The 25588-nt window shown below is 63.3% G+C and carries 26 protein-coding genes; 9 read left to right on the top strand and 17 right to left on the bottom strand.

Annotated elements, in window-relative coordinates; all coding sequences use genetic code 11:
- Positions 1–23 precede the first annotated feature (23 nt).
- Positions 24–701, top strand: coding sequence for a hypothetical protein (locus EOE18_RS02950; RefSeq protein WP_220445960.1), 678 nt, complete (start codon positions 24–26; stop codon positions 699–701).
- A 187-nt stretch (positions 702–888) separates the two neighbouring features.
- Here the strand turns inward: EOE18_RS02950 and EOE18_RS02945 are convergent, their stop codons facing one another.
- The 10 genes from EOE18_RS02945 to EOE18_RS02900 form a co-directional block, all read right to left on the bottom strand.
- On the bottom strand, positions 889–1797 hold the full coding sequence (locus EOE18_RS02945; protein ID WP_127706078.1) for a hypothetical protein: 909 nt from the start codon (positions 1795–1797) through the stop codon (positions 889–891).
- Positions 1798–1819: 22 nt separating this feature from the next.
- Entirely contained in the window at positions 1820–2998 is a 1179-nt protein-coding gene (locus tag EOE18_RS02940; RefSeq protein WP_127706076.1) for a CaiB/BaiF CoA transferase family protein, read from the bottom strand.
- The gene (locus EOE18_RS02935; RefSeq protein ID WP_127706074.1) at positions 2995–3912 is read right to left on the bottom strand and encodes a hydroxymethylglutaryl-CoA lyase; all 918 of its coding nucleotides are present in this window, start codon (positions 3910–3912) and stop codon (positions 2995–2997) included. The genes EOE18_RS02940 and EOE18_RS02935 overlap by 4 nt, the downstream gene beginning before the upstream one ends.
- Entirely contained in the window at positions 3909–4496 is a 588-nt protein-coding gene (leuD, locus tag EOE18_RS02930) for a 3-isopropylmalate dehydratase small subunit (protein WP_127706072.1), read from the bottom strand. The genes EOE18_RS02935 and leuD overlap by 4 nt, the downstream gene beginning before the upstream one ends.
- The gene (locus EOE18_RS02925; protein WP_127706070.1) at positions 4493–5875 is read right to left on the bottom strand and encodes a 3-isopropylmalate dehydratase large subunit; all 1383 of its coding nucleotides are present in this window, start codon (positions 5873–5875) and stop codon (positions 4493–4495) included. The genes leuD and EOE18_RS02925 overlap by 4 nt, the downstream gene beginning before the upstream one ends.
- Positions 5872–6888, bottom strand: a complete 1017-nt coding sequence (locus tag EOE18_RS02920) for a zinc-binding dehydrogenase (protein ID WP_127706068.1) — start codon at positions 6886–6888, stop codon at positions 5872–5874. The genes EOE18_RS02925 and EOE18_RS02920 overlap by 4 nt, the downstream gene beginning before the upstream one ends.
- Positions 6885–8486, bottom strand: a complete 1602-nt coding sequence (locus tag EOE18_RS02915) for an FAD-binding oxidoreductase (RefSeq protein WP_127706066.1) — start codon at positions 8484–8486, stop codon at positions 6885–6887. Before EOE18_RS02915 ends, EOE18_RS02920 begins: the two co-directional genes overlap by 4 nt.
- Positions 8487–8595: 109 nt before the next feature.
- The gene (locus tag EOE18_RS02910) at positions 8596–9972 is read right to left on the bottom strand and encodes an FAD-dependent oxidoreductase (protein ID WP_127706064.1); all 1377 of its coding nucleotides are present in this window, start codon (positions 9970–9972) and stop codon (positions 8596–8598) included.
- The gene (locus EOE18_RS02905) at positions 9969–10334 is read right to left on the bottom strand and encodes a hypothetical protein (protein WP_127706062.1); all 366 of its coding nucleotides are present in this window, start codon (positions 10332–10334) and stop codon (positions 9969–9971) included. The genes EOE18_RS02910 and EOE18_RS02905 overlap by 4 nt, the downstream gene beginning before the upstream one ends.
- Positions 10331–11563 (bottom strand): class I SAM-dependent methyltransferase, encoded by a 1233-nt coding sequence (locus tag EOE18_RS02900; protein ID WP_127706060.1) that lies wholly within the window; start codon positions 11561–11563, stop codon positions 10331–10333. Before EOE18_RS02900 ends, EOE18_RS02905 begins: the two co-directional genes overlap by 4 nt.
- A 194-nt stretch (positions 11564–11757) precedes the next feature.
- On the opposite strand from EOE18_RS02900, the gene EOE18_RS02895 reads away from it, so the two are divergent.
- From EOE18_RS02895 to EOE18_RS02865, 7 genes are read left to right on the top strand one after another with little or no spacing between them, the layout of a single operon-like run.
- On the top strand, positions 11758–12066 hold the full coding sequence (locus EOE18_RS02895) for an REDY-like protein HapK (protein ID WP_127706058.1): 309 nt from the start codon (positions 11758–11760) through the stop codon (positions 12064–12066).
- Positions 12063–12890, top strand: a complete 828-nt coding sequence (locus EOE18_RS02890) for an SDR family NAD(P)-dependent oxidoreductase (protein ID WP_127706056.1) — start codon at positions 12063–12065, stop codon at positions 12888–12890. Before EOE18_RS02895 ends, EOE18_RS02890 begins: the two co-directional genes overlap by 4 nt.
- On the top strand, positions 12890–14251 hold the full coding sequence (locus EOE18_RS02885; RefSeq protein WP_127706054.1) for an MmgE/PrpD family protein: 1362 nt from the start codon (positions 12890–12892) through the stop codon (positions 14249–14251). The genes EOE18_RS02890 and EOE18_RS02885 overlap by 1 nt, the downstream gene beginning before the upstream one ends.
- A complete protein-coding gene (locus tag EOE18_RS02880; protein WP_127706052.1) occupies positions 14248–15129 on the top strand; it encodes a VOC family protein in 882 nt (293 codons plus the stop codon). Before EOE18_RS02885 ends, EOE18_RS02880 begins: the two co-directional genes overlap by 4 nt.
- Positions 15126–15971: an alpha/beta fold hydrolase gene (locus EOE18_RS02875; protein ID WP_127706050.1), complete on the top strand. Its 846-nt coding sequence runs from the start codon at positions 15126–15128 to the stop codon at positions 15969–15971. Before EOE18_RS02880 ends, EOE18_RS02875 begins: the two co-directional genes overlap by 4 nt.
- A gap of 5 nt (positions 15972–15976) precedes the next feature.
- The gene (locus EOE18_RS02870) at positions 15977–16639 is read left to right on the top strand and encodes a hypothetical protein (protein ID WP_127706048.1); all 663 of its coding nucleotides are present in this window, start codon (positions 15977–15979) and stop codon (positions 16637–16639) included.
- Between the two features lie 22 nt (positions 16640–16661).
- Entirely contained in the window at positions 16662–17387 is a 726-nt protein-coding gene (locus EOE18_RS02865) for a DUF3108 domain-containing protein (protein WP_127706046.1), read from the top strand.
- A gap of 31 nt (positions 17388–17418) precedes the next feature.
- Here the strand turns inward: EOE18_RS02865 and EOE18_RS02860 are convergent, their stop codons facing one another.
- Both EOE18_RS02860 and EOE18_RS02855 read right to left on the bottom strand, forming a co-directional pair.
- Positions 17419–18735, bottom strand: coding sequence for an MFS transporter (locus EOE18_RS02860; protein ID WP_127706044.1), 1317 nt, complete (start codon positions 18733–18735; stop codon positions 17419–17421).
- The gene (locus tag EOE18_RS02855) at positions 18732–20351 is read right to left on the bottom strand and encodes an alpha/beta hydrolase (protein ID WP_127706042.1); all 1620 of its coding nucleotides are present in this window, start codon (positions 20349–20351) and stop codon (positions 18732–18734) included. The genes EOE18_RS02860 and EOE18_RS02855 overlap by 4 nt, the downstream gene beginning before the upstream one ends.
- A 167-nt stretch (positions 20352–20518) precedes the next feature.
- On the opposite strand from EOE18_RS02855, the gene EOE18_RS02850 reads away from it, so the two are divergent.
- Positions 20519–21742: an MFS transporter gene (locus EOE18_RS02850; RefSeq protein ID WP_246027231.1), complete on the top strand. Its 1224-nt coding sequence runs from the start codon at positions 20519–20521 to the stop codon at positions 21740–21742.
- Here the strand turns inward: EOE18_RS02850 and EOE18_RS02845 are convergent.
- From EOE18_RS02845 to EOE18_RS02825, 5 genes are all read right to left on the bottom strand, one after another.
- On the bottom strand, positions 21739–21954 hold the full coding sequence (locus tag EOE18_RS02845) for a hypothetical protein (RefSeq protein WP_127706040.1): 216 nt from the start codon (positions 21952–21954) through the stop codon (positions 21739–21741). The two genes, EOE18_RS02850 and EOE18_RS02845, sit on opposite strands and share 4 nt — an antisense overlap.
- A gap of 87 nt (positions 21955–22041) precedes the next feature.
- Positions 22042–23055 carry a zinc-dependent alcohol dehydrogenase family protein gene (locus EOE18_RS02840; protein ID WP_127706038.1) on the bottom strand — a complete coding sequence of 338 codons (1014 nt, stop codon included), beginning with the start codon at positions 23053–23055 and terminating at the stop codon, positions 22042–22044.
- Positions 23052–23969, bottom strand: a complete 918-nt coding sequence (locus tag EOE18_RS02835) for a polysaccharide deacetylase family protein (RefSeq protein ID WP_127706036.1) — start codon at positions 23967–23969, stop codon at positions 23052–23054. The genes EOE18_RS02840 and EOE18_RS02835 overlap by 4 nt, the downstream gene beginning before the upstream one ends.
- Entirely contained in the window at positions 23966–24865 is a 900-nt protein-coding gene (locus EOE18_RS02830; protein ID WP_127706034.1) for a polysaccharide deacetylase family protein, read from the bottom strand. Before EOE18_RS02830 ends, EOE18_RS02835 begins: the two co-directional genes overlap by 4 nt.
- Entirely contained in the window at positions 24858–25547 is a 690-nt protein-coding gene (locus EOE18_RS02825; RefSeq protein ID WP_181952996.1) for an isochorismatase family protein, read from the bottom strand. The genes EOE18_RS02830 and EOE18_RS02825 overlap by 8 nt, the downstream gene beginning before the upstream one ends.
- Between the last annotated feature and the right edge of the window lie 41 nt (positions 25548–25588).

Raw genomic sequence — 25588 nt, 5'->3', positions numbered from 1 at the left:
TCCGCGCTGCTAGGGAGTTTATCGTGATCCAGGAAGTTCTTGTGCTACGTTGGGTGCACATCCTCTGCATGGTCTATTGGCTGGGCGGTGAATGGGGTGTGTTCCAGACCAGCTACAACATTCTCAACCGCAAATTGTCGATGGAAGAACGCCGCCGCCATATGGAGACGGCCTATCGCATCGACATTCTGGCCCGTACCGGCATCATCACCCTGCTGCCTTTGGGCCTGCACATGGGCAATATCTATGGCTTGCAGCCCTATGGCGGCAATTTCCTGACCTTCATGTGGATCTTTGTGGCTTGCTGGCTGGGCCTGTGCTGGGGCGCGTTCATCAAGCGTGAAACCGACATTGGCATCAAACTGACCAAGATGGACGAGGCGGTGCGCTATGTGCTGATCCCCACCATCTTCATCGTGGGCATTTCCTCGCTGATGGGGCATGGTCCGTTCGAAGCGGGCGAGGGCAGCCGCTGGTATGCCACCAAGTTCACGCTTTATGGCTTTACCCTGTGCATCGGCCTTGGCCTGCGCTGGATCATGCGCCGCTGGACCACCGCGTTCCGCATTCTGGCGCAGGGCCCCAACCCCCAGATCGAAGCCGTGCTGGAGCGCGACTTCTTCCTCGGGCGCTGCATGGCCTATGTGTACTGGATCACGATTTCCAGCATCTGCTTCCTTGGCACGGTCAAGCCGTTCTAAGATTGGGCAGCATCAAGTTGTAGCAAGGCGGCGGGGGGCAACTCCCGCCGCATTTTCTATGCGCCTTTTCCGCGTGGGGCAGGCAAATGGCCATAGTCATAAAAAGCCCCCCGATCCGGGCCGGAAGGGTCGCATCTCCGGCCAGATCGGGGGGTGTTTGCTGCACCGTCAAGTGCAGGGGGAAGCCTTAGTTGCGATAGGTTTCCGCAGCGCGCTTCAACACGGCCATCGGATCGGCGGCCATGGCAGGATCGGCCTTGGCCACCATGTCGCGCCAATCTTGCGGCATGTCATTATAGCGCGCTTCTTTGCGGCCAATGCTGCGCAAGGTCTGCGAGCCGGCACCTGCGGGCATTTTCAGCCAGCGGGCATAATCGGTCACATCCCCGCCATGGGCCCATGCGCTGGCAAAGGCGCGCTTGGGGTCCAAGGCCTCGGCAGCCGGGCTGCAGATCATGCTCATGTCGTTGAGGTTGCGGTCCAGCTGACCGGGCGTTTTGACCACAGCGGCCGAATGGGTCTGGAAACAGACCAGATCGCCAATGTTGTAAAAGATTTCCGGCACATGTTCGGCGGTGATCACCGAACCGCCCATGTTGGGATCAAATTGCAAAGTATTATTGGCGTCATAGGACACTTTGCTGGGCCCGACCGGCGCGAAGGGCACGTCCACCATCACGCCGGTAATCGGGTTGAGCAGCTTTTCGGCACGCATGCCGGTATCCAGCGCGCAGCGGAAGCCCAGCTCATACTGGCTGATCAACAGGCCGCCGTCCGCCGTGGGGCGCACATCCATCAAAGCGCCAAAGATCAGATCGCACATCGGGATCAGCTTGGCGCCTTGCTGGGCATAATTGCGGCCACGGAACCACCAGAACACCGGCCCCGCATCGGCGCGCATCCGCATGCGGCGCATCATGGCAATGCGCGCCGCCTTGTCGGTGGGCACGCCAGCGTCACGGGCGGGGTAGGGATGGTCTGCCGCCGCGCCAAAGGCAGGCACAGCGCCCGCCATGGCCGCAGCGCCCAGCGCCACACCGCCCACCATCAGGGTGCGGCGGCTGAACAGCGCCATTTCATCGCAAGTGTCGGTCATGGTTTTCTCCCCTTGTTGTCGTTCAAAGGGCGCCAACCGCCCCCGATCCGATCATGTTTTCGATTGTCTCGGCCTCGTAACCCAGCGCCTCCAGCACGGCGCGCGTATCGCGGCCCGGCTGGGGCAGGTGGGTCTCGCCCCCCGGACGCAGGCCTGCCATTTCCAGCGGCACGGTGGGCAGCTTGGTCTCGCGCCCATCGTCAAGGAACACCGGCTCCAGCCCGCCGACGGCCAGCTGGGGATCGTCGAACAATTCCTCCGGCTTGGATACGGGCGCAAAAGGAATGCCGGTGCCTTCCAGACGTTCAAGAATTTGCGCGCGGGTGAAAGTCGCGATCTTTTCGCGCACCTGCGGCAACACGCGGTCACGCGCCAGCACGCGCTGGTTATTGGCGCGCAGGCTTTCATCCGCCCACAATTCATCAAAGCCCAGCAGCTTGCAGAATTTCTCCCACAATGTGTCCGACACCACGCCGATGAACACCGGCAGATCCTGCGTTTCAAACACGTCATAGATCGCCCATGCCGAAATGCGCGCGGGCATCGGGGCGGCGGGTTTTCCGGTCACGGCAAATTGCGCCATGTGTTGCCCCACCAGATAGGCGGTGGTTTCAAACAGGCTGGCCACCACCTTTTGCCCCTTGCCGGTTCGATGGCGTTCTTCCAGCGCGGCCAGCACGCCGATCACGCCAAACATGGCGCCGGTCACGTCGATCACGCTGGAACCGGCGCGCAAGGGGCGGCCCGGAGGTCCGGTCATATAGGCAAGGCCGCCCATCATCTGCGCCACTTCATCCAGCGCGGTGCGGCTTTCATAGGGGCCGGGCAGAAAGCCCTTTTCGCTGCAATAGATGAGGCGCGGATTGGCCTCGCTCATCTTTTCATAGGACAGGCCCATGCGGTCGAGCGCGCCGGGGCGGAAATTTTCCACCAGAATATCCGCGCCCAGCACCAGATCGCGGGCCACACCCACGCCAGCCTCGGATTTCAGATCAAGGCAGATCGACTGTTTGCCGCGATTATACATCGGGAAATAGCCGCTGCCCGAACCCAGCAGGCGGCGAGTGTTATCGCCGCCCATCGGTTCGATGCGGATCACATCGGCACCAAGGCTGGCCAGAATATGGCCCAGCGCGGGGCCCATCACCATGTGGGTGAATTCAATGACGCGCAGGCCTGCCAAAGGGGTGGGCTGGCTCATTTCGCGATCCTTTCGTTGTAATCCAGCATCACGCCCGCATCGGGGGTGAAACCATAAAGCGGTTCATCGGGCAGGGCATCGGCCAGAATGGCGCGCACTTTCAGCAGCTTTTCCAGATCAATGCCGGTGTTCAGCCCCATGGCATTGAGCATCAGCACCAGATCCTCGGTCACCAGATTGCCCGAAGCGCCCGGCGCATAGGGGCAGCCGCCAAGCCCGCCCAGCGAGGCGTCCAGCGTGGTGATGCCTTCCTCCAGCCCCGCCAGCGCATTGGCCAGACCCAGCCCGCGCGTATTATGCAGATGCAGCGTGGTCAGCTTGTCGCCCACTTCGGCGCGGACGGCGCGCACCAGACGCTTGACCTGCGCCGGATCGGCATAGCCTGTGGTGTCGGACAGGCTCAATTCCATCGCGCCCGCCTCGATACTGGCCACCGCATTGCGCACGACCACGGCTTCGGACACTGCACCTTCAATGGTGCAGCCAAAGGCCGTGGCAAGGCCTACCGCGAAATGCACGCCCGCTTCCTTGGCCATGGCACCCATTTCGGCGATGGATTCCAGCATTTGCGCATGGGTCTTGCGCACATTGCGGATCGAGTGCGTTTCGCTCTGCGAGAAAGGCGCGGAAAAGCCATGCACACCCGCCTCGATGGCGCGGGCGGCGCCTTTGGCATTGGGCACCAACGCCACCACATTGAGCCCCTCGATCCCGCGGGCAAAGCGCACCAGTTCGGCGGTATCGGCCATTTGCGGCAACAAGCTGGGGGGCACAAAGCTGCCCACTTCGATCTCGGGAATGCCACAAGCGGCCTCGGCGGCAATCCATGCCTTTTTGGCTTCCAAGGGCATGACGGGCTTGATCGACTGCAACCCGTCGCGTGGGCCGACTTCGGAAATGGTGATGAAAGTCATAGATAGATCCATGGCCGCGCGGCGCGGTCGGTTTGCGTCCACGCATCAATCGCGGCGCCGAATTTCAGGGTGAGGTCGATGGCATCCAGCCCTTCGAGCAGCATGGCCTTGGCCTCCGCATCGATGGCGAAACTGTGGGTCTCCCCGCCGCAGGACAAGGTTTGCGCGGCGAGGTCGATGGCCACGCTTTGCCCTGCGATCTGCGCCACCACTTCGGCGGGCAGCACCATGGGCAGCAACCCGTTGCGGATGCAATTGGCGGCAAAGATCGGCGCAAAGCTGGGGGCGATAATCGCGCGAATGCCATATTCGGCCAAGGCCCATACGGCATGTTCGCGGCTTGATCCGCAGCCGAAATTGCTGCCGCCCGCGATGATCTGCGCGCCCGCATAGGCGTCTTGGTTCAGCACGAAATCGGGATTGGGCACGCGCCCTTCCACATAGCGCCATGGGGCGAACAGCCCTTCGGCCAGACCCGTGCGGCCGGTCGATTTCATCTCGCGGCTGGGGATGATCGCGTCGGTGTCCACATTGTCGATGAGCAGCGGCGCGGCGACGGCGGTGAGTGTGGTGAACGGGGTCATGCCTTCTCTCCCGCCAGCTCACGGGGATCGGCAATCACGCCCGCGATCGCGCTGGCCACCACCACTTCGGGGCTGGCAATATGGGTGCGGATGCCCGGCCCCTGACGGCCTTCGAAATTGCGGTTGGTGCTCGAAATGCTGCGGCTGCCTGCGGGGAAGGCCTCGCCGCCGGCAAAGAAGCAGAGCGAGCAGCCGCTTTCCCGCCATTCAAAGCCTGCCGCGCGGAAGATTTCGTCCAGCCCTTCGGCTTCGGCGGCGCGCTTCACCGCGCCGCTGCCGGGCACGACCAGCGCTTTCCGGATGCCGGGGGCAATCTTGCGCCCCTTGATGAGCGCGGCGGCGCGGCGCAGGTCGGACAGGCGCGCATTGGTGCAAGAGCCGAGGAAGGCCACGTCGATCTTTGTGCCTTGCAGCCGTTCGCCAGCGGCAAGGCCGATGTAATCATGCACACGCTGCGGGCCTTGGGGCACGGGCGCATCGATGGGGATGGCATGTTGCGGGCTGGTGCCCCATGTCACCATCGGCTTCAGGCTGGCGGCGTCCACGATGATCTCGCGGTCAAACACTGCGCCTTCATCGCTGCGCAGATTGTCCCAATAGGCGCCATCAAACGCGGCGGGCGCATAGCGGCGTCCGGCCAGATAGGCATAGGTTTTGGCATCGGGCGCGATCAGGCCCGCCATGGCCGAAAATTCGGTGGCCATGTTGCACAGGGTCATGCGGGCCTCGATCTCCAAAGCCTCCACCGCAGGCCCGGCAAATTCCACCACATGGCCCGCGCCGCCGCCCGCGCCATGGGCCGCGATCAGCGCCAGTGCCATATCCTTGGCGGTCACGCCCACGGGCAGTTCGCCGGTGAAAGTAACGCGCATGGTCTTGGGGCGGGGCAGGCGCAGAACGCCGGTGGCCATGGCATGTTCTGCCTCGGACGAGCCAATGCCCCATGCCAGCGCGCCCAGCGCCCCTTGCGTGCAAGTATGGCTGTCGGGCGCGACCAAAGTGCAGCCGGGCAGCACAATGCCCAATTCGGGCGAGATGACATGGGTGATACCCTGATCGGGGTCGGTCACGTCAAACAGGGTGATGCCTGCGGCATGGGCGGCGGCGCGGGTTTCGGTGATGAAGGCCTGACCGCCTTGCATCAAGGTCTGGTCTCCGCGTCCGATGCGCGTGTCGACAATATGGTCCATCACCGCAAAAACGCGGCGGGAATCGCGCACGGGGCGGCCTGCGGCGGCCATGCTTTTGAGCGCCGAGGCACCGGTACGTTCATGCAGGAACACGCGGTCAATCGCGATCAGGTCTGATCCGGCCGCCGTGCTGGCCACGCGATGCGCGTCCCAGATCTTGTCGGCAAGGGTTTGCGGCTTGGCGGTCATGCGCTTCTCACATCGACAATGATCTTGCCCATCGAGGCTCCAGCCAACATGCGCTCCACCGCGTCATAAACGCTTTCCAGCCCCACGCCGACAGGCTGGTCCAGACGCACGGTCAATTCGCCCGCCTGATACATGGCGGCCAATTTGGCGCGGGCTTCGGGCCAGTGCTGGGTGAGCAGGCCGTTCATGAAACCGCGCACCGAGGCGCCCTTCAGATAGATGGAATGGCCGATGCGGGGGCACAGCACCTTGGGCGGGCCGCCCTCCACGCGGTCCGATGCCACGCCGCCGATCACCAGCCTGCCGCCGCGCGCCAGATTGGCCAGCAGCGCGTCATGGGTGGGGCCGGAGACGGTGTCCACCGCCACATCCAGCTTTTCGGGATATTCCTCGGCCAGAACCTGCGCCAGATCCTCCGCGCGATAATCCACCACGCGATGGGCGCCCATGGAGCGCAGATAGTCCGCCTTCTCCGGCCCGCCCGCAATGGCCACCACATGGCAGCCACGGCGCAGCGCGATCTGCACCATGAATTGCCCCAGACCGCCTGCCGCCGCGCTGATCGCGACGGTTTCGCCCGGTTGCAACTGGCCGGTCACATCCAGCGCCACCATGGCCGCTACGCCGGTGCTATAGAGCGCCAGCCAATCGGGATGGGCTGCGGGTACTTTGACGAAATGGCCGACAGGGGCGATGTTGATTTCCCGATAGCCACCGGGGAAGCGGGTGGTGACCACCGCATCGCCCACGGCCAGATCGGTGACGCCTGCGCCCACTTCCTCCACCACGCCCAAGGCTTCCACGCCGGTAAAGCTGGGGTAGTTGATGGTGACGTAATCGACCTTTTCCTTGGCAATATGCGTGTCGAAAATGCCGTTGATGCCACAATAATGGTTGCGGACCAGCACTTCACCCGCTTCCAAGGGGCGGGTGGTCAAGGTGCGGATCGCGCTGGCGGCGCGGAAACTGTCGGCCTGGCCCTCCAGCATGATGGCGCGATAGGTCTGGCTCATTGTTCAAACCCCAGACAGCCGGGGTTGAACTGCCCCTTGGGGTCCACCACCGCTTTCACCGCATCCAGCACGCGCAGGAAGGCTTCGTCGCGGCTTTCGCGATATTTATAGGCGCGGCCGATCTGGAAATGGGCGCAGCCATAGCTTTCACAAATGCGCTTCACCTTTTCGCGCGCCTCATGCACCACTTGGGTCGCTTCGGGCGCTTCGCCCAATTGCTTCAGGCGGGCCAGATGTTCCGGTTCCACCATGCTTTCATGGATCGGGCGATAGCCCTGCGGCCAGAAGAACACCGGTTCCATCACCACCGCATTGTTGTGCAGGGTGGAGAAGAGGAAGCCGGTGTGGATGCCAAGCCGGTCAAAGGTGCCCTGCATTTCGTCGAAATAGGCGCGGATATCGGCAAACATCTTGGGCGCGTTGGACAGGCTGACCTGACCATGCACCGGAATCCAGCTTTCGCCTTCGGGGCCAAGGATGGAGTTGGGCGGCGGGAAGGGCATGGCGCGGATCACCTTGGCGATCGTATTGGCAATCTCTACCCCGTCATAACGCGCGGCAATCTCGCGGGCGGTGGCCATGTCGGCGGCGACGGCTTCCCTGCAGCGGCCCTCGGCGGTGATGTGGAGGGGATATTCCTCCTCCTCGATAAAGCTGCGGCCTGCGGTGGCGATTTTGAGGCCGGCCTTGAGCGCGCCAAACACCGACTTTTCCTTGGCCATTACCGCGCCCAGCGCTTTGACATCATTGGTCATGCCCATGCGGCGCATACGCACCTTGGTCAGGCCGGGGTCAAAGCCGCAGGTTTCCGCCGCAATGCCCGCGCGGGCCATTTCGGCCAGAGCCTCCAGCATGATCGGGCCGGTCTTGAAGCTGAAGCTGGCGCTGTCTTCAAATTGCGGGCGGCGCATCATGCGGAAGGTGATCTCTGCCTTGATGCCCAAAGTGCCCGAATCCCCCATGAACAGCCCCGCCAGATCGGGGCCGAAATGGCGGTAGAAAGGCGTTTCGCCATCGGCCCCGCGCGCGCCGGTTTTCAGCACGCTGCCATCGGCCAGCACCACGGTAATCGCCACCACGCTTTCCGACGAGGTGCCATAATGGCCGCAACCGAACATGGCGTTGAGATTGGAAAGCCCGCCGCCAATGGTGGACCAGATCCCGCTCATCGGCCCCCAGAAGGGCAGGCGCAGGCCCATGGGTGCCAGCGTATCCTCGATCGCTTTCCACGATGTGCCCGCTTCCACGGTGATGGTCATATCATCGGGGCGCACGTTCAGGATGCGGTTCATCCGGCGCATGTCGAGGCTGATGGTCGTGTCGGTGGAGGGGATATAGCCGCTGGTGTAGCTCATCCCTGCGCCGCGCGGGGCGATGTCCACGCCCGCTTCGGCGGCGGCTTTCACCACAGCGGCCAGCTGCGCGGTGTTGGCGGGGGCCACGATCAGCATCACCGTATGGGGCGATGTGCTCCAGATGTCCTCGCTGAACAATTTGCGCGCGGCCAGATCCTCGGTCAGGTGTTCATCACCCACAATGGCGGCCAGTTGGGCGCGAAGGTCAGTGGAACAGGCGGTCAGGGTGGCTTCCAGCGTCAATGGTCTTCTCCAGCGGGGGCGAGGCATTTGTAGGCAGGGGAATTATAGGCGGGCGGATAAAGCGGGGCGGCGATGCGCTGGCTTTATCCTCCTGTCGGATGGTGGCGGTTCAGGCGACCTGTGCTGCGGCGGTGACCCCTGCAAGGCGGCCCAGCGTAACGGCGGTGCAAAGCCCCATGGCGGGCAGATAGCCCCAATGCGCGGGGCCAGAGACGCTACGCGCCGCGCCGCCACCGGCGAACAGGTTGGGCAAAGGCGTGCCATCCTCGCGCAGCACGCGGGCCTGCCCGTCGATCTGCAAGCCGCCCTGCGTATGGAAAATCGCGCCTACCACTTTGAAAGCGGCCAGCTTACCTGCGGGCGGGGGGGCGTCCTTGGGCCATCGGCGGCCCTGCGCATCGGGCGCGCCGGAATTGCAGGCGGCATGAGCCTGCGCCAAAGCCTGTGCCAAAGCATCGGCAGGCACGCCAATCGCAGCAGCCAGATCTTCGGCGCTGTCGCCACGCTTGGCCGCGTTCAATTCGGCCAGCGCCTGCATATCGGGCACATAGGACTGGCTGGCCTCGATCCTTTCATCCAGCACCACCCAGCAAGGCGCGCCTTGCGCCATCACCGGATGGACCATGCCGGCAATATCCTCGCTCTCGTCGCAGAAGCGCTCGCCTTGCGCGTTGACGATCAGGCCCCCGTCGATGATCACGCCGGGGCAGACCGGAATGCCCTGCGGTTCGGTCAACATGGCATAGCCCTGATAGGCGCCCATGTCGCCCAAAGCCGCGCCGAGCTTTTGGCCCAGCAGCACGGCGGTGCCATCATTGCCTTCATGGCCATTGTTGCGGGCCTTGGCCATGATGGGGATATGCTCTGCCAACAGATCATGGTTGGCCGCATAGCCGCCGCTGGCCAGAATGAGGCTGTCGCAGCCCACATGTTCCACCGCGCCATCGGGACGGGTCAGGCTGACGCCCAGCACGCGGCCCGTCTCATCGGCATGGATCTGGGTCAGCTTGGCGCCCAGCATCACCATCACGCCTTCATCCGACAGGCGCTGGTGCAGCAGGTCCACCATGTCCTGCCCGTCATGCCCGTGCCAGCCATGCATGCGATAGGTGGACAGGCCATAGGCAGGCTTGAAGCCCATATCCAGTTCCCATGGCATGGCGAGGCGCTGCGTCATCCAGTCGACCGTGGGGCCGGAATGGTCGGCCAGAGCGCGGGCGATCACGGGATCGGTCTGGCCCTTGGTCTTGGCGATAATATCGGCATAGAGCGCATCGGCATGATCGCTGATGCCCTTGGCCGCCTGCGCCTGCGTGCCCGCGGCACAGATCAGGCCCATCGACATGCCGCTGGTGCCCATCGGGCGTTCATCGGCCTCCACCAGCAACACTTCGGCACCGGCATCATGGGCCGATAGCGCGGCGATGCAGCCGCAGGCCCCGCCGCCCACCACCAGCACGGGGACGGAAAATTCAAATTCCATCATGCGGCAGGCTCCGCCGCCAATTCGTCGCCAATCTCGCCGCTGGCCGCTTCGCCCTTCAGCAAGGCGGCCTCGTTCTCCTGCTGCACAATGCGCAGGATGCGGGCGATATATTCCTGATTCCACATCTGGCGCTCGGCGCTGGCGGCGGGATCGGGGGCGAAATCATCGATCTCGCCTTCCACCAGAATGCCCTTGGCTTTGAGCAAACGCTCCAGCGTATCGGCGCGCTGGCGAGCCACGGCCAATTCTTGCGCGATGCTCATGGTGATGGCCAGAACCCGCTCCACCTGCGGTTCAAGGAAATAGGGGCGCTTGCCCGCAGGCTTGGCGCCTGCTTCGTTCAGGGCGTCGTTAAAGCTCATGCCACGGCTCCGATCACATGCCATGCGGCCTTGCGGCCATAATCCTCGGTGTTGTCTTCGGCCGCATCGGGGAAGATTTCGCGGTCCACCACGCCATAGACGCCGCCATGGATGATCTTGGCGCGGTCAAAACCGGCCCGTTCCATTTCCGCGTCCAGATCCATCTCGTGCATCCGGCTCCAGAAGGGCTCGTTGTTGTAGAAAGCATCCCAATCGCGCATGGCCTGTTCAAACAGGGGCATGTCGGGCGCATATTGGGGCTGTTCCACATGCAGCACGATGCCGCCTTCACGCAGCAGGCGATGGCTTTCGGCAAAGATCTTGCGCAGGGCGCTGGTGGACAACTCGTGCAGGAACATGGTGGTCTGCACCCAGTCGAAGCTACCATCCTCGAAAATGCCGGTCAGATCTTCCGCGCTGGCCTGAATGAAGCGGACATTGTTCAGCCCCAAAGATTTGGCGCGGGCCAGACCATAGCGCAAAACCGGCGCGCCCAGATCGACAATGGTCAATTCCGCATCGGGGAAAGCGGCGGCCAGAGGCAGGCTGGAATGGCCCACCGTGCCGCCGAACTCCAAAATCTTCTTGGGCGCGAAATCGGGCAGGTTTTTCTTCACCCACTGCACCACGGCCGCGCCGCCGCCATCGGAATATTTGCCCAGCAACCCGCCGGTGGTGACAAAACCGGCATGGTCATAATTGGCGCCATTGGTGAAATCGTCCGGAGCATATTCCATGTGATAGCTGCCGGGCATGCAATGGTGGTCCACCGCTGAAACATAGCGGGGGATTTCCAGCGCGGGATTGAGCACCAGACGGTCATCGCCCTCGATCAACGCCTTGCCGCGCGCGTTCAATTCCTCGCGCTGGCGGATGGCGGTCCAGCGGCCAGCCTGTTGGCGCTGCTCCATCGTCATGCGGCGCAGGGCCGACCAAGTGCAGAAAGCCTGATCTTCCAGCATCGCCTTGCGGGCTTCATGGCGGTTGGCCATGGGGCGCCCATGCTTGGCTTCAAAGGCGGGCACCACGCGGGCGTCATAGGCAGCCTTGACGCCGGGCACCACGCGGGCGGCCAGATGGCGGTTCATCTGCGCAAGGAAATTGATGCGCTCCACTTCATCATGGCTGGTTTGCGGGAAAACGCCATGGCGGCCGATCACGCGATAATCGGGCGGGCCGTCATATTCGGCCACGGGGCTGTTGGGGCGCTTGGTTTGGGGATCGGCCATGGGGCTGTTCCTTTGATCGGATAGGGCAGGGGCGAAAGATCGCCCGTTCATGGCGCCGGAAACTAAGCCCAAATGGCGCTTCATCCGAAATGCACCCTGATCCTGACCGACAGGCGAACAGGCTGGGCCAGAGGTGATGCAGCGCCCGCCCCGCGCCGCACATTCAACCCCGACTGATCTATTCTGGAGGCTTTATGCGGATCTTTGCCCTGTTCAATCTCAAGCCCGGCGTGGACGAGGCAGCTTATACCGAATGGGCCAAGACGGTGGACCTGCCCACGGCCAATGGCCTGCCCTCGATTGATTCGTTCCGCCTGTTCAAAACCACCGGCCTGCTGGGCAGCGAAGCCAAGCCGCCGTTCAGCCATATCGAAGTGCTGGACATCGCCGATATGGAGCAGTTCGGCAAGGATGTGGCCACCGAAGCGATGCAGGCCGTTGCCGCCGCGTTTCAGGGCATGGTGGATGTGACCTTCATCACCACGGAAGAGATCACGGCATGAGCGGGCGCTTCGCAGGCAAGGTGGCGGTCGTCACCGGCTCTGGCCGCAAGGGCGGCTTGGGCGAGGCGATTGCGCGGCGCTTGAGCGAGGAGGGGGCCATTCTGGTCATCTCCGACATTGGCGCAAGCCGCGATGCGGCCACGCCCGACACCATGATCGGCGGCACCGAAGAGATGAAGGCGATTGCGGCCAGCCTGCCATCGCCCGCCAGCACTTGCGTCTGCGATGTGCGCGATCCGGCCAGCGTGAAGGCTCTGGCCGATCATGCCGTGGCCACCCATGGGGGCCTCGACATCTGGGTCAACAATGCGGGCATCGGCTATATCATGAAGCCCTTGGCCGAGGTATCGCCCGATGATTGGCGCGCGGTGATCGATGTGAATCTGACCGGCGCGTGGTTCGGCCTGCAAGCCGCTGCCGAGATTATGGTGAAACAGGGCCGTGGTGGCCGCATCATCAATATCGCCAGTCAGGCTGCCAAATCCGGCTTCCCCCATGCGCAGGCCTATACTGCCTCGAAACATGGTCTGGTGGGCCTGACCCGTTCGGCAGCGATCGAGCTGGGCGAGCATGGCATTACGGTCAACAATGTGTGTCCCAACCATGTCACCACCGGCCTTGGCGCGTGGCAGAACGAGCATTTCGCCGAGTTGCAGGGCGTTTCGGTGGAGGAATATTTGAAGCGCATGGCTGCGCGCATTCCGCTGGGCCGCCCCGGTCTGCCGCAGGATACCGCAGGCGCGGTGGCTTTCCTGTGCAGCGATGATGCGGTCTATATGACCGGCGAGAGCATGAATGTCTCTGGCGGCGAGGAGCCGCATTGATGGCACAAAACCCTGCCGAGCGGTTGGTCGATCATGCGTTGAACCTGCGTTGGGCCGATGTGCCACAGGCGGCGCGGGATCGGGCGGCTACCTTCCTGCATGACTCGCTGGCCGTGGGTGTGTCCGGTGTGGGCGGGGCCCATGCCGACGCTTTGCTGGCCATGGCGCAGGGCTGGGGGCAGGGGAATGACTGCGGTGTGTTGGGCAGGCCGGATGTGCGCTTGCCCGCCGCCTCGGCGGCCTTTGTGAATGCCTATCAGATCCACGGGCAGGAATATGACTGCGTGCATGAACCGGCGGTTCTGCATCCGATGGCCACTTTGCTGGCGGCCCTGCTGGCTGAGGCCTCACGCGGCGAGCCGGTGAGCGGCGAGCGTTTCCTGACCGCGATTGTGGCAGGGGTGGATGTGGCGGTGACGCTGGGGCTGGCCGCGCCCGGGCCGCTCAAATTCTTCCGTCCGGCAACGGCGGGCATCTTTGGCTGCGTGGCGGGGATTGCCGCCTTGCGCGGGCTGGATCGGGATGTGGCGCTCGATGCCTTTGGCCATGCGCTGGCGCTGGTGTCGGGCACGATGCAGGCCCATCTGGAGGGTAAGCCTGCCCTGCCGGTGCAAGTCGCGGCGGCGGCGCGCAATGCTTTGGTGGCGGTGGATCTGGCGCGCGGCGGCATGCCCGGCGTGCGCGATCCCTTGTTGGGGCCTTTCGGCTATTTCCCCCTGATGGAAGTGCGAGAGGAATTGGACGCGGCCATCGCCTTGCTGGACCAAGGCCATCGCATTACCGAGGTCAGCTGGAAGCCTTTCCCTACGGGCCGCGCAGGCCATGGCGGAATTGTCGCGGTGCAGGCTTTGATGGAGCGCGGCCTCAAGGCCGATGATCTGGACAGGCTTGAATACCATGCCCCCCCCCTGATCCATCGTCTTGTCGGCCGCCCTGCCAAGCCCGCGATGGAACCGGGCTATGCGCGGCTCTGTCTAGCCTATCTAGCGGCGACCGTATTGGTGAAGGGGCAGATCGGCCTTGACGATTTCAGCCGGCAGGCTTTGGACGATCCTGCGGTGCTGGCAGTGGCAGAGCGTATTCGCGTGGTGGCCGACAGCAACCCTGACGCCGCCGCCTTTGTGCCCGCGCGCATGGTGGCCACGTTGAAAGACGGCGCGCAGATGTTTGAACATGTCACCGCGCAACTGGGCGCACCGGCATGGCCGCTGACGCCGCAGCAGCATGATGCCAAGGCGCGGGCTTGTCTGGCTTTTGCGGGGCTGGAAAGCCTGCATGAAGGTCTGGCCCAAACCATCAAGAATTTTGCCGAAGCGCCCGATGCGCTGGCGGCGATCCGTCAAACGGGAGTTATCGCATGACCTTGCTGAGCTGCGCCACTTTGGTGGTGGCCGATGTCGCCGCTGCCGCCGCCCGCTATGTCGAATGGATGGGCTACGCTGTGGTGGAACAGGGCGTGGTGAGCGAAGCACTTGCCGCCCTGTGGCTGTCGCCCGCCAGCGCGGGCAAGCCCTATGCGTTGTTGCAACCGGCCAGCGGGGCGCAAACCTTCCTGCGCTTTGTCGAAGGCACGCCGGTGAAAGGTTACGAGCCGATCCGGACCTATGGCTGGGCCGCCACAGAACTTTGCGTCACCGATGTGATGGCGGTGAATGATCAGATGATCGCCTCGCCCTTTGAAGTGATCGGCCCGCCCAAGAACCTTGATGGCTTTGCCACGGTCAAGCCGATGCAGGTGAAAGGCGCGGACAAGGAGGTGGTCTATCTGACCCAGATGCTGGTATCCGGTCCCGAACATGGCCTGCCCACCGCGCGCAGTCTGGTGGACCGGCCCTTCATCATGGTGCTGGCCTGCCCCGATCTGCGCCACACCACCGCATGGTTCCGCGATGTGCTGGGGCTGGAAGTGATCGAGCCGGTGGCGATCCATTATTCGATGATCTCCAAAAGCTTCAACCTGCCCAAGGGCGAGAAGGTGGAGCTGGTGACGGTGAAATGGCAGGGCGAGGTGTTTATCGAGCTGGACCAATATCCCGCCGCCGCCACCATCCGCGACAAGGCCGAGGGCGAGTTACCCCCCGGCGTAGCGATCACCAGCATGATCCACCCCGATTTCGCGCGTCTTGATGGCCATTGGGCGGTGGAGCCAGTCGTGATGGACGGCCCGCTCTATGCCGGTCGCCGTGTCGGCATGCTGACCACGCCCGAAGGCGCGCTGCTGGAGGTGATCGAGGCATGAGTATCAAGCGCGGCTTTGTCGACCTGCCCCATGGCCAGATGCATTATCGCTATGCTGGCGAGGGCGGGCAGGGGGCGGAAAACCTGCCTCTGCTGGTCATCCATGCCTCGCCCGGCTCCTCGCGCCAGCAACTGGGGCTGATCGCCGATTTCGCCACCGAGATGCTGGTGCTGGCTCCCGATACGCCGGGCAATGGCGATAGCGAGGCTTTGGGCCCCGAAGAATTGACCGTGCCCGATATGGCGGCGGCCTATCTGGCCTTTATGGATGCCAAGGGGCTGGCCAAGGCGCATGTCTATGGATCGCACACTGGCGCGGCGATTGCGGCGGAGCTGGCGATTTTGGCGCCCGAACGCATCGGCCGCGTGGTGCTGGATGGCATCAGCGTGATGGGCGAGGAGGAATTGGCGGACATTATGGTCCATTACGCCCATCCTTTCACGCCCGATCTGGAAGGCTCCTATCTCCAGCGTATCTTCCAGTTCTGCCGCGACCAATATTTGTTCTTCCCGTGGTACAAGCGCGACAAGGCGCACCAGCGGATCGGCGGCCTGCCCCATCCCAATGACCTTTACGCATGGGTGCTGGAAGTGCTGAAAGGCGCGACTACCTATCATCGCAATTATCGCGCGGCCTTCCAATGGGATGCCTTGGGCCGCTTGCCCTTGGTGCAGCCTGACGCACTGGTGATCGCGGGAGAGAATGATCCCCTGATCGATGGCACGCAACAGGCCGCCAAGGCGCTGCCTCGTCCTGCCTTCATCGGCCTGCCGCGTTTTGATGATCCCGCTTTCCGGCTTGCGCGCAAGGCGGCGATGCTCGCCTTTTATCAGGAAGGGTGAAGGCGATGGATTTGACGCTCACCGCGCTGACTCTGCTGCATATTCTGGTGCCGATCTATTGGCTGGGCGGGGATCTGGGCGCTTTTTACAGCGCGCGCTTCCTGATTAACCCTGCGCGCAGTGTGCCCGAACGGATGCTGGCGCTGACCATTCTCAACAATATCGACATGGCCCCGCGCACGACTTTGATTCTTGCCTTTCCCACCGGTTTTACGCTGGGCGTGGCCAAGGGCTGGCTGGCGGTGCCGCCTGTCTGGCTAGGGCCGGTGTGGCTGGGCTTTCTGACATGGCTGGCGCTGGCATGGGCGGTGCATGTGAAGCATGGTCCGGCGGGTGCGGCCTATAAGCGTATGGATATTGCTGTGCGCTATATCGTGCTGGCGGCTTTGGCGGTTGCGGGGCTGGCGGGCATTGCTGGCGTGGTCGCGATGCCTTTGTTTATCGCGCTCAAATTGCTGGTGTTGGCGGCCTGCATTGTCATCGGCCTTGTTGTTCGGGTCCAACTGGTCCCCTTGTTCCCCGCCATTATCGCCATGAAGTCGACGGGCGCCACGCCCGAAACCGACGCCATCATCGCCCGCGTGCTGGGCCGCACCACGCCCACGGTGCAGGTCATCTGGGTGCTGGTGCTGGTCGCCTGTTTCCTCGGCCTTGGCACGCCGGTCTAACCCCTTTCCAAAGGAGAAAACCTTGCAACAGCATCGCACCATTACGGGCGCCATCCAATATACCTCGCGCAAACCGGGCCGTGAGGGCGAGGAGCGGGGTCGCGAATTTTTCACCTGGACCCATCACAGCGATGGCCGCAAGACGCTGCGCGCCCGCTGCGAGATCGACGAACCCGCGCCCACCGTCCACCGCGACATCACCTATAGCCTTGATGCCCATGACATGCCCACGGACTGCTTCGTTCGCCTGACGGTTGGCGACAAGTTCATGGGCGCGGGCTTGTTCCTGATGGATGCCGACAGAATCGAATGCGAGAGCTATGGCCCCAGCATTGGCCGCGTATCGCAGAAGATGGCCACCAATGGTGCCTATGACGGTTTCGGCACGCATCCCATCGTGGCCGACGCCTATATCACCCGCAAGATTGACCGCTCCACCACCGAGCCGCGCAATTTCCGCTGCTTCCTGCCTTCGCCCGACCATCGCGGGGCCACGCCGCCCTTTATCGCGGAATCGGTGATCAAGCTGGGCTATGTGAAGACCGAGACGGTGAGCGTGAAGGCTGGCATGTTTGAATGCCACCACTATCAGTTTACCGATCCCGATGGTGGCATGGTGGGCGCGGGCGGCCATGCGCATCCGCCCTATGACGTGTGGGTAACGGCCGATGACGACGCCATTTTCGTGCAGGGCGGCGTCGGCGGCTATATGCAGACTTGGTATGAACTGGTTGAGTTGAAGCGTTAATGTTCAAGGGGGGGCGGGTAACGCCGCCCCCTTATTCTTGCGCCGCCACCGCTTCCCGGAAAGCGCCGCGCGCCGCCATCAAAACACCCAGCGACCCCAGACCGCATAGCAGGAACACCGTGCCCAGCGCTGGCCCGATCCCCTTGGGGCCGGTGAACACATGGTCGGACAAAGCGCCCACAATCGCATTGCCCGCCGTCAGCGCCACCAGACCCGACAGGATGGTATGCACCGCCATCACCTGCGCCCGCGCGCCATTGGGGGTGATCTGGGCAAGGCCTGCATAGACAGCCGATGTGTTCCAGTTGACGAAGAATGCATTGAGCAAATAGCCGCCCAGCGCCACCCATGCCGAAGGGGCTAGGCAGGCCGGAACGCCAAACAGCACCATCGAGGCGGCGCAGGCGCCTGCCACCAGCACCGGCGCATCGCGATGCCCGCGCTTGGCCAGCGCCACGATCACCCAGCCACTGTTGGCGGCGGCAAAGATGGAAATGGGCAGGCTGCTAATGCCCAGCAATTTGCCGGTATAGCCCGCGCTCCAGCCATGGACGCGGATGAACAGGGCGGGGAACCAGCCCACAATGGCATAGACGCAGGTGAGATTGAGCACCGATCCCAGCAGGAAGCAGCCATAGGCGCGCGGGCGGGCGGCAAACAGGCGCCAGACCGGCGCAAGGCTGATCGCGCCCTTGGCCACTTCGCCGCGCCTTGGCGGTTCGCGCAGCGTCAGCGCCAGCACCAAACCCAGCACCAGACCGGGCGCACCGCAAAGGATGAACACGATCTGCCACGGTTGCATCGCGCCAAACAGGGCGGGAAGCCCCGCGATCAACCCGTCGGCCCAGCCCAGAAACACGCCCGACAGCGCCATGGCCGCCGCCGTGCCCAGCGTTGATCCGGTAACGAACACGCCATAGGCCTTGGGGCGGCTTTCGGGCGTGAACAGATCGGCGATCAGCGAGGTGGCCACCGGCACCAGACAGGCCTCGCCCACGCCCACCAGCATACGCGCCATGAACAATTGCCAGAAGCTTTGCGCGAGCGAGCAGCCAATCGTGGCCAGACTCCAAAGAACCAGCCCGCCCAGCATGATCGGCACCCGCCGCGCCCTGTCCACCATCAGGCCCAAAGGCAGGCCCAGCAGCGAATAGACGATGGAAAAGGCCATGCCCTGCAACAGGCCGAATTCGGTATCATGGATATGCAGCGCCTTTTGCAAAGGCACGATCAGCAGCGAGATGGAAACACGGTCGAGAATGGCCAGCGCATAAGCAAAGGTCAGTAGCGCGACCGCATACCATGCGTAAGCGGCCGAAGGCGTTCGGGGGGAGGCGGCTTGGTTCATACAGTCTCCAGCAGAGCGGCGGCTTGCGCCAGAGTGTCGGGGCGGGGCGCCAGACGGGCACCGCAGAGCGCCGCCAATTGCGGGGCATCGGCATAGGCAGGGTCGGCATGGGTGAAGGCCTGCACAGGCAGGGTAAGGTCAGCCCAGACCTGCCGCCCCAAGGCCAGCGCGGCATTTGCGGCATCGCCCCAATGCAGCGGTTGTTTCAACACGCCGGTCAGCGCCTGATGCAGCCCATCGGCTTCCAGCATGGGCGGCAATTGGCGGATCGCGGCGGGGGAGGCGGCATGCCACGGCCATTGCGCCTCGCCATCGCGCAAGATGTGCCAGATCTGGTGGTTATGGCTGCCCGCCAGCGGGTCAAAGGGGATGGGCGGGCACAGGCCTTCGCCAAAGCGCGCCGCGGCTTCGGGATCGAGCGGAGGCAGGCCATCGACCACCAAACGCTTTGCCCCGATGTTTTTCCCCAGCGCGGCGGCCAAAGGCGAGGCCACGCCTAGGCCCAGCACTTGCACCTCGTTTATGCCCATCTCGCGCAGGCCAGCCTCCAACGCTTCGAGAATATCCGTGGCCGGATCGCTTTCCCCGAAACCGGGCAGATCGGGCACAAGGCAGGGACCGTTTAGCGCCGTAGCCCAGCGATGGGCGTGCAAAGTGGTGGGGGCGGACAGGATCACCCATGGCGTGCCTTCTCCTGTACCTGATACCGTCCAATGTATTGGCCCTTGCGCATGGCTGGTATAGCGCCGCGCGCCGCTCTGGGCTGGCGGGGCGGGGGCGGCTTGGCCTTCCACCGCAAAGGCCTGCGCCAGCCAGTCCAGCCAAGCCCTCCGATCCGCAGGCAGGCTTTGGGTGGTGACTTGTGGGTTACCGCTTTCCGCCGCGCGGGGCAGATAGCCATGCAGCACATCATCCTGCCGCGCCGCCACGATGGTAGGGACGGCCACCCGCGCCAGATCGGGCGCGGGATCGTAACGCATGGCGGCGGCATAGGCGTCGGAATAATGCTCGCCCGCGCTGAACAGGTCGATGGCATAGTCGGCCATCCAATCCGCATCGGGCGCGGGGATGGTCATGCGCTGTGCTGGATTGGTGGCAAACCACGGGAACCAGCGCAGCATATCGCGCAACCGCCCCCATTCGCTGGCCAGATAGCCCCCGCTGGCTTCGGGGCGGAAGGGGCGCATATAGGCGGCGATGAAACCTTCCTCGGCCAAAACCTCCGGCATCGACAGGCCATCAAGGATCAGGCGCGGCATCGCAGGGCAGCGCGCGGCATAGGCCAGCGCGATCTTGGCGCTGGTATGGGTGGCATAGAGCGGCGCCTTCTCCAGCCCCAGCGCCGCCAGCGCCTCGCCCAAGGCTGTGGCGAAATCCTCGATACGCGGCGCAGGCAGGTCGATAGGGTCCGACAGGCCATAGCCCGCCGTATCCAGCGCAAACACCGTATAGCGATCCGCCAGCGCCGCCATCGTGGGCAGATGCAGGCGCGAGGAACGCGGCGAATCATGGAGCATGACCACCGCAGGGCCTCTGCCCGCCTGTCGGACATGCACCAGCCTGTCGCCCGCCTGCACATAGAAGCGGGAGGCAGCAAAAGGGGCATTTTCGGGCATGGCGGACCTCGTGATTTGTCGGCTCTGTCCGCCCTGCGATAGATTACGCAGCGACCGGAGCGGCGGGCCGGACTAGTGTTCTACGCAAACCTCCCATAGCTGCCCCCGCCCGACATGGTGGCGCCGCACTTCATCCGCTGGTCGGGCAAATTCGAAAGGACCTTTCCTTGGCCTACTCTCCCGATATGCGCGATTCAGGCCGAGGTTGGGGCGTGGTGGTGGCCGGTATGATCGGGCTGGCGTTGGGGCTCAGCCCGCTGCCCTTTTACACGATCGGGATGTTTGCGCCGGAATTGGCCAAGGAATTCGGCTGGACCTTTACCCAGATGATGACCAGCGTGACCGTGCAATCGCTGGTGGTGGTGGCGTCCGGCCCTGCCGCCGGTTTTGCGCTGGACCGTTTTGGCGCGCGAAAGGTTGCGCTTTGGTCGGTGCCTTTGTTCGGCCTTGCCTTCATGAGTCTGGCGCTGGCGCAGGGCTCGCTCTGGATGTTTTATGCGCAATGGGTGGTGATGAGCATTGTGGGCGCGGGCACGCTAACCGCGACATGGACCCGCGTGATCAACAGTTGGTTTGCCCGTCAACGCGGTCTGGCGCTGGGCGTGGTAAGCGCGGGCACGGGGCTGACCGCCTTTATGGTCAAGCCGCTGACGGCATGGCTGATCGGCGCCTATGGCTGGCGTGTGGCGGTGGGTGTGGTGGGGGCTTTGCCGGTGCTGGTGGCGCTGCCCTTGATCTATTGGCTGTTCCGCGAACCGGCGCGCCCTGCCTTGGCCGCGATGGGCGAGGAGGGTGTGGAACCGGGTGTCACTTTGCGCGAGGCTCTGCGCGAAAGGCAGTTCTGGGTGATGGCGGGGGCTTTCCTGCTGCTGGCCTTTGCCTTGACCGCCACCACGCCGAACATGGAAAATATCCTCAAAACCCATCATTTCACCCTGCCGCAGATTGGCGGGATCACGGCCAGTTTCGGCCTTGCCGTGATTGCGGGGCGCGTGGGCGGGGGCTGGCTGCTTGATCGCCTTTGGGCGCCGGGCAGCGCCTTGGTGGTTTTTTCGCTGCCCATGCTGGGTAACGCGCTATTGGCGGGAAGCAGCATTTCCCCCACTTGGGCCGTGGTGTCGATCATCGGCATGGGGCTGGGCACAGGGTTTGAATTCGACCTGCTGGCCTATCTTATCGCGCGTTATTTCGGGCGGCGGCAATATGGATCGATCTATGGTGTGTTCTATATCGTGATCGCCATTGGCGGCGGGGTAGGCCCTGCGGTCTATGGCCATGTGTTTGACAGTCTGGGCAGCTATGCCCCTGCGCTGTGGAGCGGGGTGGGCTGCATTCTGGCGGGGTCCCTGCTGCTCTTGACCATGGGGCCATACCCCAAGGGGCGCGATTAATCGTTGCGGTTGCGGCGCGCTTCCTTTTCCTCGCGCTCTTGCTGTTTGCGCGCCTTGCGCCCTGCGTTGCGGTCGGCCTCGTCCTGACTGGTGGTGGTCCAGTCCACCGCCTTGCCCGCCACCTGAAACGGGGCTTTGACCACGCTGGTCACGGTCGAAACGCAGCCGGTGGTGGACAGTAACAGGGCCGCAAGCGTCAGGCGAGGGATCATCAGGCAAGGCTCCCAAAGGAAAAGGGCGGCTCCGTCAAGAACCGCCCTTTGGCCTATAGCATGGCAGGATAAGAAAATCCTGACAGATTAATCCGCAACGCGGATCAGAACCTTGCCCACATGGCTGCCTGATTTGAGATAGGCATAGGCGGCGGGCACATCGTCAAAGGTAAAGGTGCTGTCGATCACCGGCTGGATCTGGTGGAGTTCAATCGCGCGCAGCAGGCGGGCCAGCATGGCGCGGCTGCCCTCGGCAATGCCTTTCAGCACCAGATTCTTGTAGATGATCAGGCCCACATTGGGGGCAGGGGCGCCCTCGGCAGGGGCGACGCTGATAAACACAATCCGCCCATTGGCAGCCGCCGCCAGCACGCTTTGCGCCTGCGTTCCGGTGCCGCCGGTTTCGACGATTATATCCGCCCCGCCGGTGGCCTTTTGCACTTCGCTGGCCCAATCGGGGGTCTTGCGATAATTGATGGTTACATCCGCGCCCAGCTTGCGCGCCAGTTCCAGCTTTTCGTCGCTGGAAGAGGTGATCACCACTTTTGCGCCTGCCGCCTTGGCAATTTGCAGCGCCCAGATCGCCACGCCGCCCGTGCCCAAAGCCAGCACCGTATCGCCAGCCTTGACCTTGCCCACTTCCACCACGGCATGCCACGCGGTCAGCGCCGAGGAGGCCAGCGGGGCGACCTGTTCATCGGAAAGGCTGTCGGGCACTTTGACCAGAGCCGCGCCGGGCACTTTGATATATTCGGCCAGCCAGCCATCATGGGTGATACCATAATCGGTGCCGAAATTGTTGAGCGCGAAATCGCCGTCGATCCAATTGGCGAAATGGGCAAACACCGCACGGTCCCCCAGAGCGACCGAGGTGACGCCTTCGCCCACCTGCACCACTTCGCCCACGCCTTCGGACACGGGGATGCGGTTTTCGGCCTTCTTGGCTCCATAGCGGCCTTCCAGCACCTGAATGTCGCGGTTGTTGAGCGCGACAAGGCGGACCTTCAAGACCACCTCGCCATAGCCGGCCACCGGATCGGGGCGGGTGGTGGGGGTCAGCGATTCAAGGCCGGTCTGGGGCCCAAGTTCATAGGCTTTCATGGTTTTGTCCTGTATGCGTCAAGGATGTCCGCGCCGCGCGCGAACCAGGTGTCGGGGCGGGCGGCCAGCTCTGCCAGCAGGGCTTCGAAAGCGTCCATGCGATAGGGCAGGCCGATAATATAGGGCGTGAGATGCAAGGGCAGCATCCGCCCGCTGTGCGCGGCTTCGCCCTCGGCCTTCAGCCAGTCATAGGCGTCCAGCACCTGGGTGGCATAGGAATCCACCGACTGCTGCTGCACATTGATGATTTGCCGGTCGGACAATTCATGGTTGAGCGGGATGCTGACCAGCCCATTGCCAAAAGCATAGGGCATTTCGTCATTCACCCAGTCCACGCAATAGTCCAGACCTGCCTCTTTGAGCAGATCCAGCGTGGCAAAGGATTGTGAACGGGCGATCGAGTGCCAGCCACGCGGACGGGTGCCGCTGACCTTTTCCAGCGTGGCAAGGCTTTCCGCGATCAGAGCGCGCTCCTGCTCCACCGGCAGGGTGGAGGCGATGGTGCCGTTCATATCGGTGCTATGGGCGATGATCTCGTGCCCCGCGCAGATGATATCCGCGATGATCTGCGGATAACGCTGGGCAATGGCGGCATTGGTGGCCACCGAGACCTTGGCTCCCACTTTGGCGAACGCATCGAGCAGGCGATAGAAGCCTACCCGTGTGCCATAATCCCGCGCCGTATAGTGGCGGTAATCGGGATAGGCGGTTTGCATATGGCCCGGCGCGCGGAAGGGCGTGTCCGATGGGGTAATCGGGAACCATTCAAGGCTGACCGTGAACCACACGGCCACGCGCTTGCCCTCTGGCCATTGCACCGGAGCACGTTGGGCGAGGGGGGCGTAGTCATACAGGCCATGGTCATAGCCCACGGCGCGCTTGGGATAGGTCAGATAGAAGGGGTCAAGGCTCATTGGCCGTCCTCCTGTTGGGACGCATACCAGGCATCGGCAATATCGCCTGCGCGTGTGATCCATGCCCGTCCACCTTCGCCAGCATCGGCGGCAATATGGCGCAGCACTTCTTCAAACGCGCCGATGCGATGGGGTTGACCGATCAGATAGGAATGGAGCGGAATGCACATCACCGTGCCGCTTTCCTCCGCCGCGAGCCGCTCATACTGCCGGATCAGCGTCTGGGCATAGTCGCGCGGGCTCATGTTATAGATGAAGAAGCCATAGTGGTCGTTGACCTCAAGGCTATAGGGTATGGAGAGCAGGCGGCGCTTGGCGACCTTGACCGGAAAGGGCTGGTCGTCGTGATACAGGTCGCAAGTGTAATCCATGCCATATTCGGCGATCAGATCCAGCGTGCGCGGCGTATGCGTCAGCGCGGGCGCCAGCCAGCCACGGATGGTCTGGCCGGTGGCCTCGCGCACGGTGCGGATGGAATCCTCGATGATGGCGCGCTCTTGCGCCTCGTCCATGCCATAGGAATAGCGGGTGTTGTAAATGCCGTGGCTGAAAAACTCCCAGTCGCGCGCATTGGCGTCCTGCACCACATCGGGGTGATGCTGGCACAGGGCGACCGATAGGCTGACCGAGCCTTTGAACCCATGCTTGCTCATCACATCGGCCATGCGCCAGTGGCCCACGCGATTGGCATGGTCGCGATGCGCATAGCCCACTACATCGGGATGGGGCTTGGCCCAGCTTTTGCGGTGGGGATTGGCGGGCGGGTCTATCTCGTAATATTCCAGATTGGGCGAAACCCAGACCGCCACCTTCTTGCCCCCCGGCCACACGATAGGCTTGCGGGCGCGATAGGGGGTGAAGTCATAGAGTTCGGGATCGGGGGCACCCTCACGCATCGGCGCGACCCTCCAGCCAGTCGATCACACTCTGTACCGGTTCCACATCGGCATATTTGAGTTGCAGGTCGGTGAGATTGGCGAAGTGATAGGACTCATGCTTGTCGGCCACGCATTCGATGGGGACGATGGTGCGATAGCCACGGCTGAGCGAATCCACCGCCGCCGCGCGTACACAGCCCGAGGTGGAGCCGCCGGTGATCACCACCGTGTCCACCTTGTGCCACACCAGCAGGCTTTGCAGCGGCGTTTCAAAGAAGGGCGAGGGCATGCGCTTGGTATAAACCGTGTCGGAAGGCGCAATGTCGCAGCGCTCGTCAAAGGCGTGGCGGTCGCTGTCATATTTGATGTTTTGCAGGGAATCGGGCGTGTTGGTGCGCGTGCCCCATACGCCTGCGTCTGATGCGTCCTGCGCATAGGCCACATGGGTCCAGACCACCGGCATACCCTTTTTGCGGGCCAGCGCGCTGATCGTGTTCACATATTCGATCTGGCGCGGGTCGGTTTCATAGGCGGTCTTGTAACGGTCGATCCGCGTATAGGCGTTCTGAAAGTCGATGTTCACGATCGCCACTTTCTCGCCAAAGCCGAATTTGCTGCGGGCGGGATTGGCCATCACCTCTTCAAAGATCTGGCGGGCGGTTTTGTCTTCACGGATCATTCTGGTGCCGATGATGGTCATCTCAAATGCACTTCCTGCGCTGGCCAAGGAGGGTTTGTTCC

The organism is Novosphingobium umbonatum (assembly GCF_004005905.1).
Lineage (GTDB): Bacteria > Pseudomonadota > Alphaproteobacteria > Sphingomonadales > Sphingomonadaceae > Novosphingobium > Novosphingobium umbonatum.
Note: the sequence above shows the minus strand (reverse complement) of the source record. Positions and strands in the feature narration are given on the sequence as shown.

Excerpts from the sequence above, each read along its gene's own strand:
- EOE18_RS02835 (WP_127706036.1), bottom strand. The coding sequence starts at position 23,969 with ATGAGCCTTGACCCCTTCTATCTGACCTATCCCAAGCGCGCCGTGGGC.
- EOE18_RS02910 (WP_127706064.1), bottom strand. The coding sequence starts at position 9,972 with ATGATGGAATTTGAATTTTCCGTCCCCGTGCTGGTGGTGGGCGGCGGG.
- EOE18_RS02845 (WP_127706040.1), bottom strand. The coding sequence starts at position 21,954 with ATGATCCCTCGCCTGACGCTTGCGGCCCTGTTACTGTCCACCACCGGC.
- EOE18_RS02935 (WP_127706074.1), bottom strand. The coding sequence starts at position 3,912 with ATGACTTTCATCACCATTTCCGAAGTCGGCCCACGCGACGGGTTGCAG.
- EOE18_RS02860 (WP_127706044.1), bottom strand. The coding sequence starts at position 18,735 with ATGAACCAAGCCGCCTCCCCCCGAACGCCTTCGGCCGCTTACGCATGG.
- EOE18_RS02880 (WP_127706052.1), top strand. The coding sequence starts at position 14,248 with ATGACCTTGCTGAGCTGCGCCACTTTGGTGGTGGCCGATGTCGCCGCT.
- EOE18_RS02890 (WP_127706056.1), top strand. The coding sequence starts at position 12,063 with ATGAGCGGGCGCTTCGCAGGCAAGGTGGCGGTCGTCACCGGCTCTGGC.
- EOE18_RS02855 (WP_127706042.1), bottom strand. The coding sequence starts at position 20,351 with ATGCCCGAAAATGCCCCTTTTGCTGCCTCCCGCTTCTATGTGCAGGCG.
- EOE18_RS02885 (WP_127706054.1), top strand. The coding sequence starts at position 12,890 with ATGGCACAAAACCCTGCCGAGCGGTTGGTCGATCATGCGTTGAACCTG.
- EOE18_RS02945 (WP_127706078.1), bottom strand. The coding sequence starts at position 1,797 with ATGACCGACACTTGCGATGAAATGGCGCTGTTCAGCCGCCGCACCCTG.
- EOE18_RS02840 (WP_127706038.1), bottom strand. The coding sequence starts at position 23,055 with ATGAAAGCCTATGAACTTGGGCCCCAGACCGGCCTTGAATCGCTGACC.
- EOE18_RS02905 (WP_127706062.1), bottom strand. The coding sequence starts at position 10,334 with ATGAGCTTTAACGACGCCCTGAACGAAGCAGGCGCCAAGCCTGCGGGC.
- leuD (WP_127706072.1), bottom strand. The coding sequence starts at position 4,496 with ATGACCCCGTTCACCACACTCACCGCCGTCGCCGCGCCGCTGCTCATC.
- EOE18_RS02875 (WP_127706050.1), top strand. The coding sequence starts at position 15,126 with ATGAGTATCAAGCGCGGCTTTGTCGACCTGCCCCATGGCCAGATGCAT.
- EOE18_RS02920 (WP_127706068.1), bottom strand. The coding sequence starts at position 6,888 with ATGAGCCAGACCTATCGCGCCATCATGCTGGAGGGCCAGGCCGACAGT.
- EOE18_RS02830 (WP_127706034.1), bottom strand. The coding sequence starts at position 24,865 with ATGCGTGAGGGTGCCCCCGATCCCGAACTCTATGACTTCACCCCCTAT.
- EOE18_RS02870 (WP_127706048.1), top strand. The coding sequence starts at position 15,977 with ATGGATTTGACGCTCACCGCGCTGACTCTGCTGCATATTCTGGTGCCG.
- EOE18_RS02925 (WP_127706070.1), bottom strand. The coding sequence starts at position 5,875 with ATGACCGCCAAGCCGCAAACCCTTGCCGACAAGATCTGGGACGCGCAT.
- EOE18_RS02900 (WP_127706060.1), bottom strand. The coding sequence starts at position 11,563 with ATGGCCGATCCCCAAACCAAGCGCCCCAACAGCCCCGTGGCCGAATAT.
- EOE18_RS02825 (WP_181952996.1), bottom strand. The coding sequence starts at position 25,547 with ATGACCATCATCGGCACCAGAATGATCCGTGAAGACAAAACCGCCCGC.
- EOE18_RS02895 (WP_127706058.1), top strand. The coding sequence starts at position 11,758 with ATGCGGATCTTTGCCCTGTTCAATCTCAAGCCCGGCGTGGACGAGGCA.
- EOE18_RS02940 (WP_127706076.1), bottom strand. The coding sequence starts at position 2,998 with ATGAGCCAGCCCACCCCTTTGGCAGGCCTGCGCGTCATTGAATTCACC.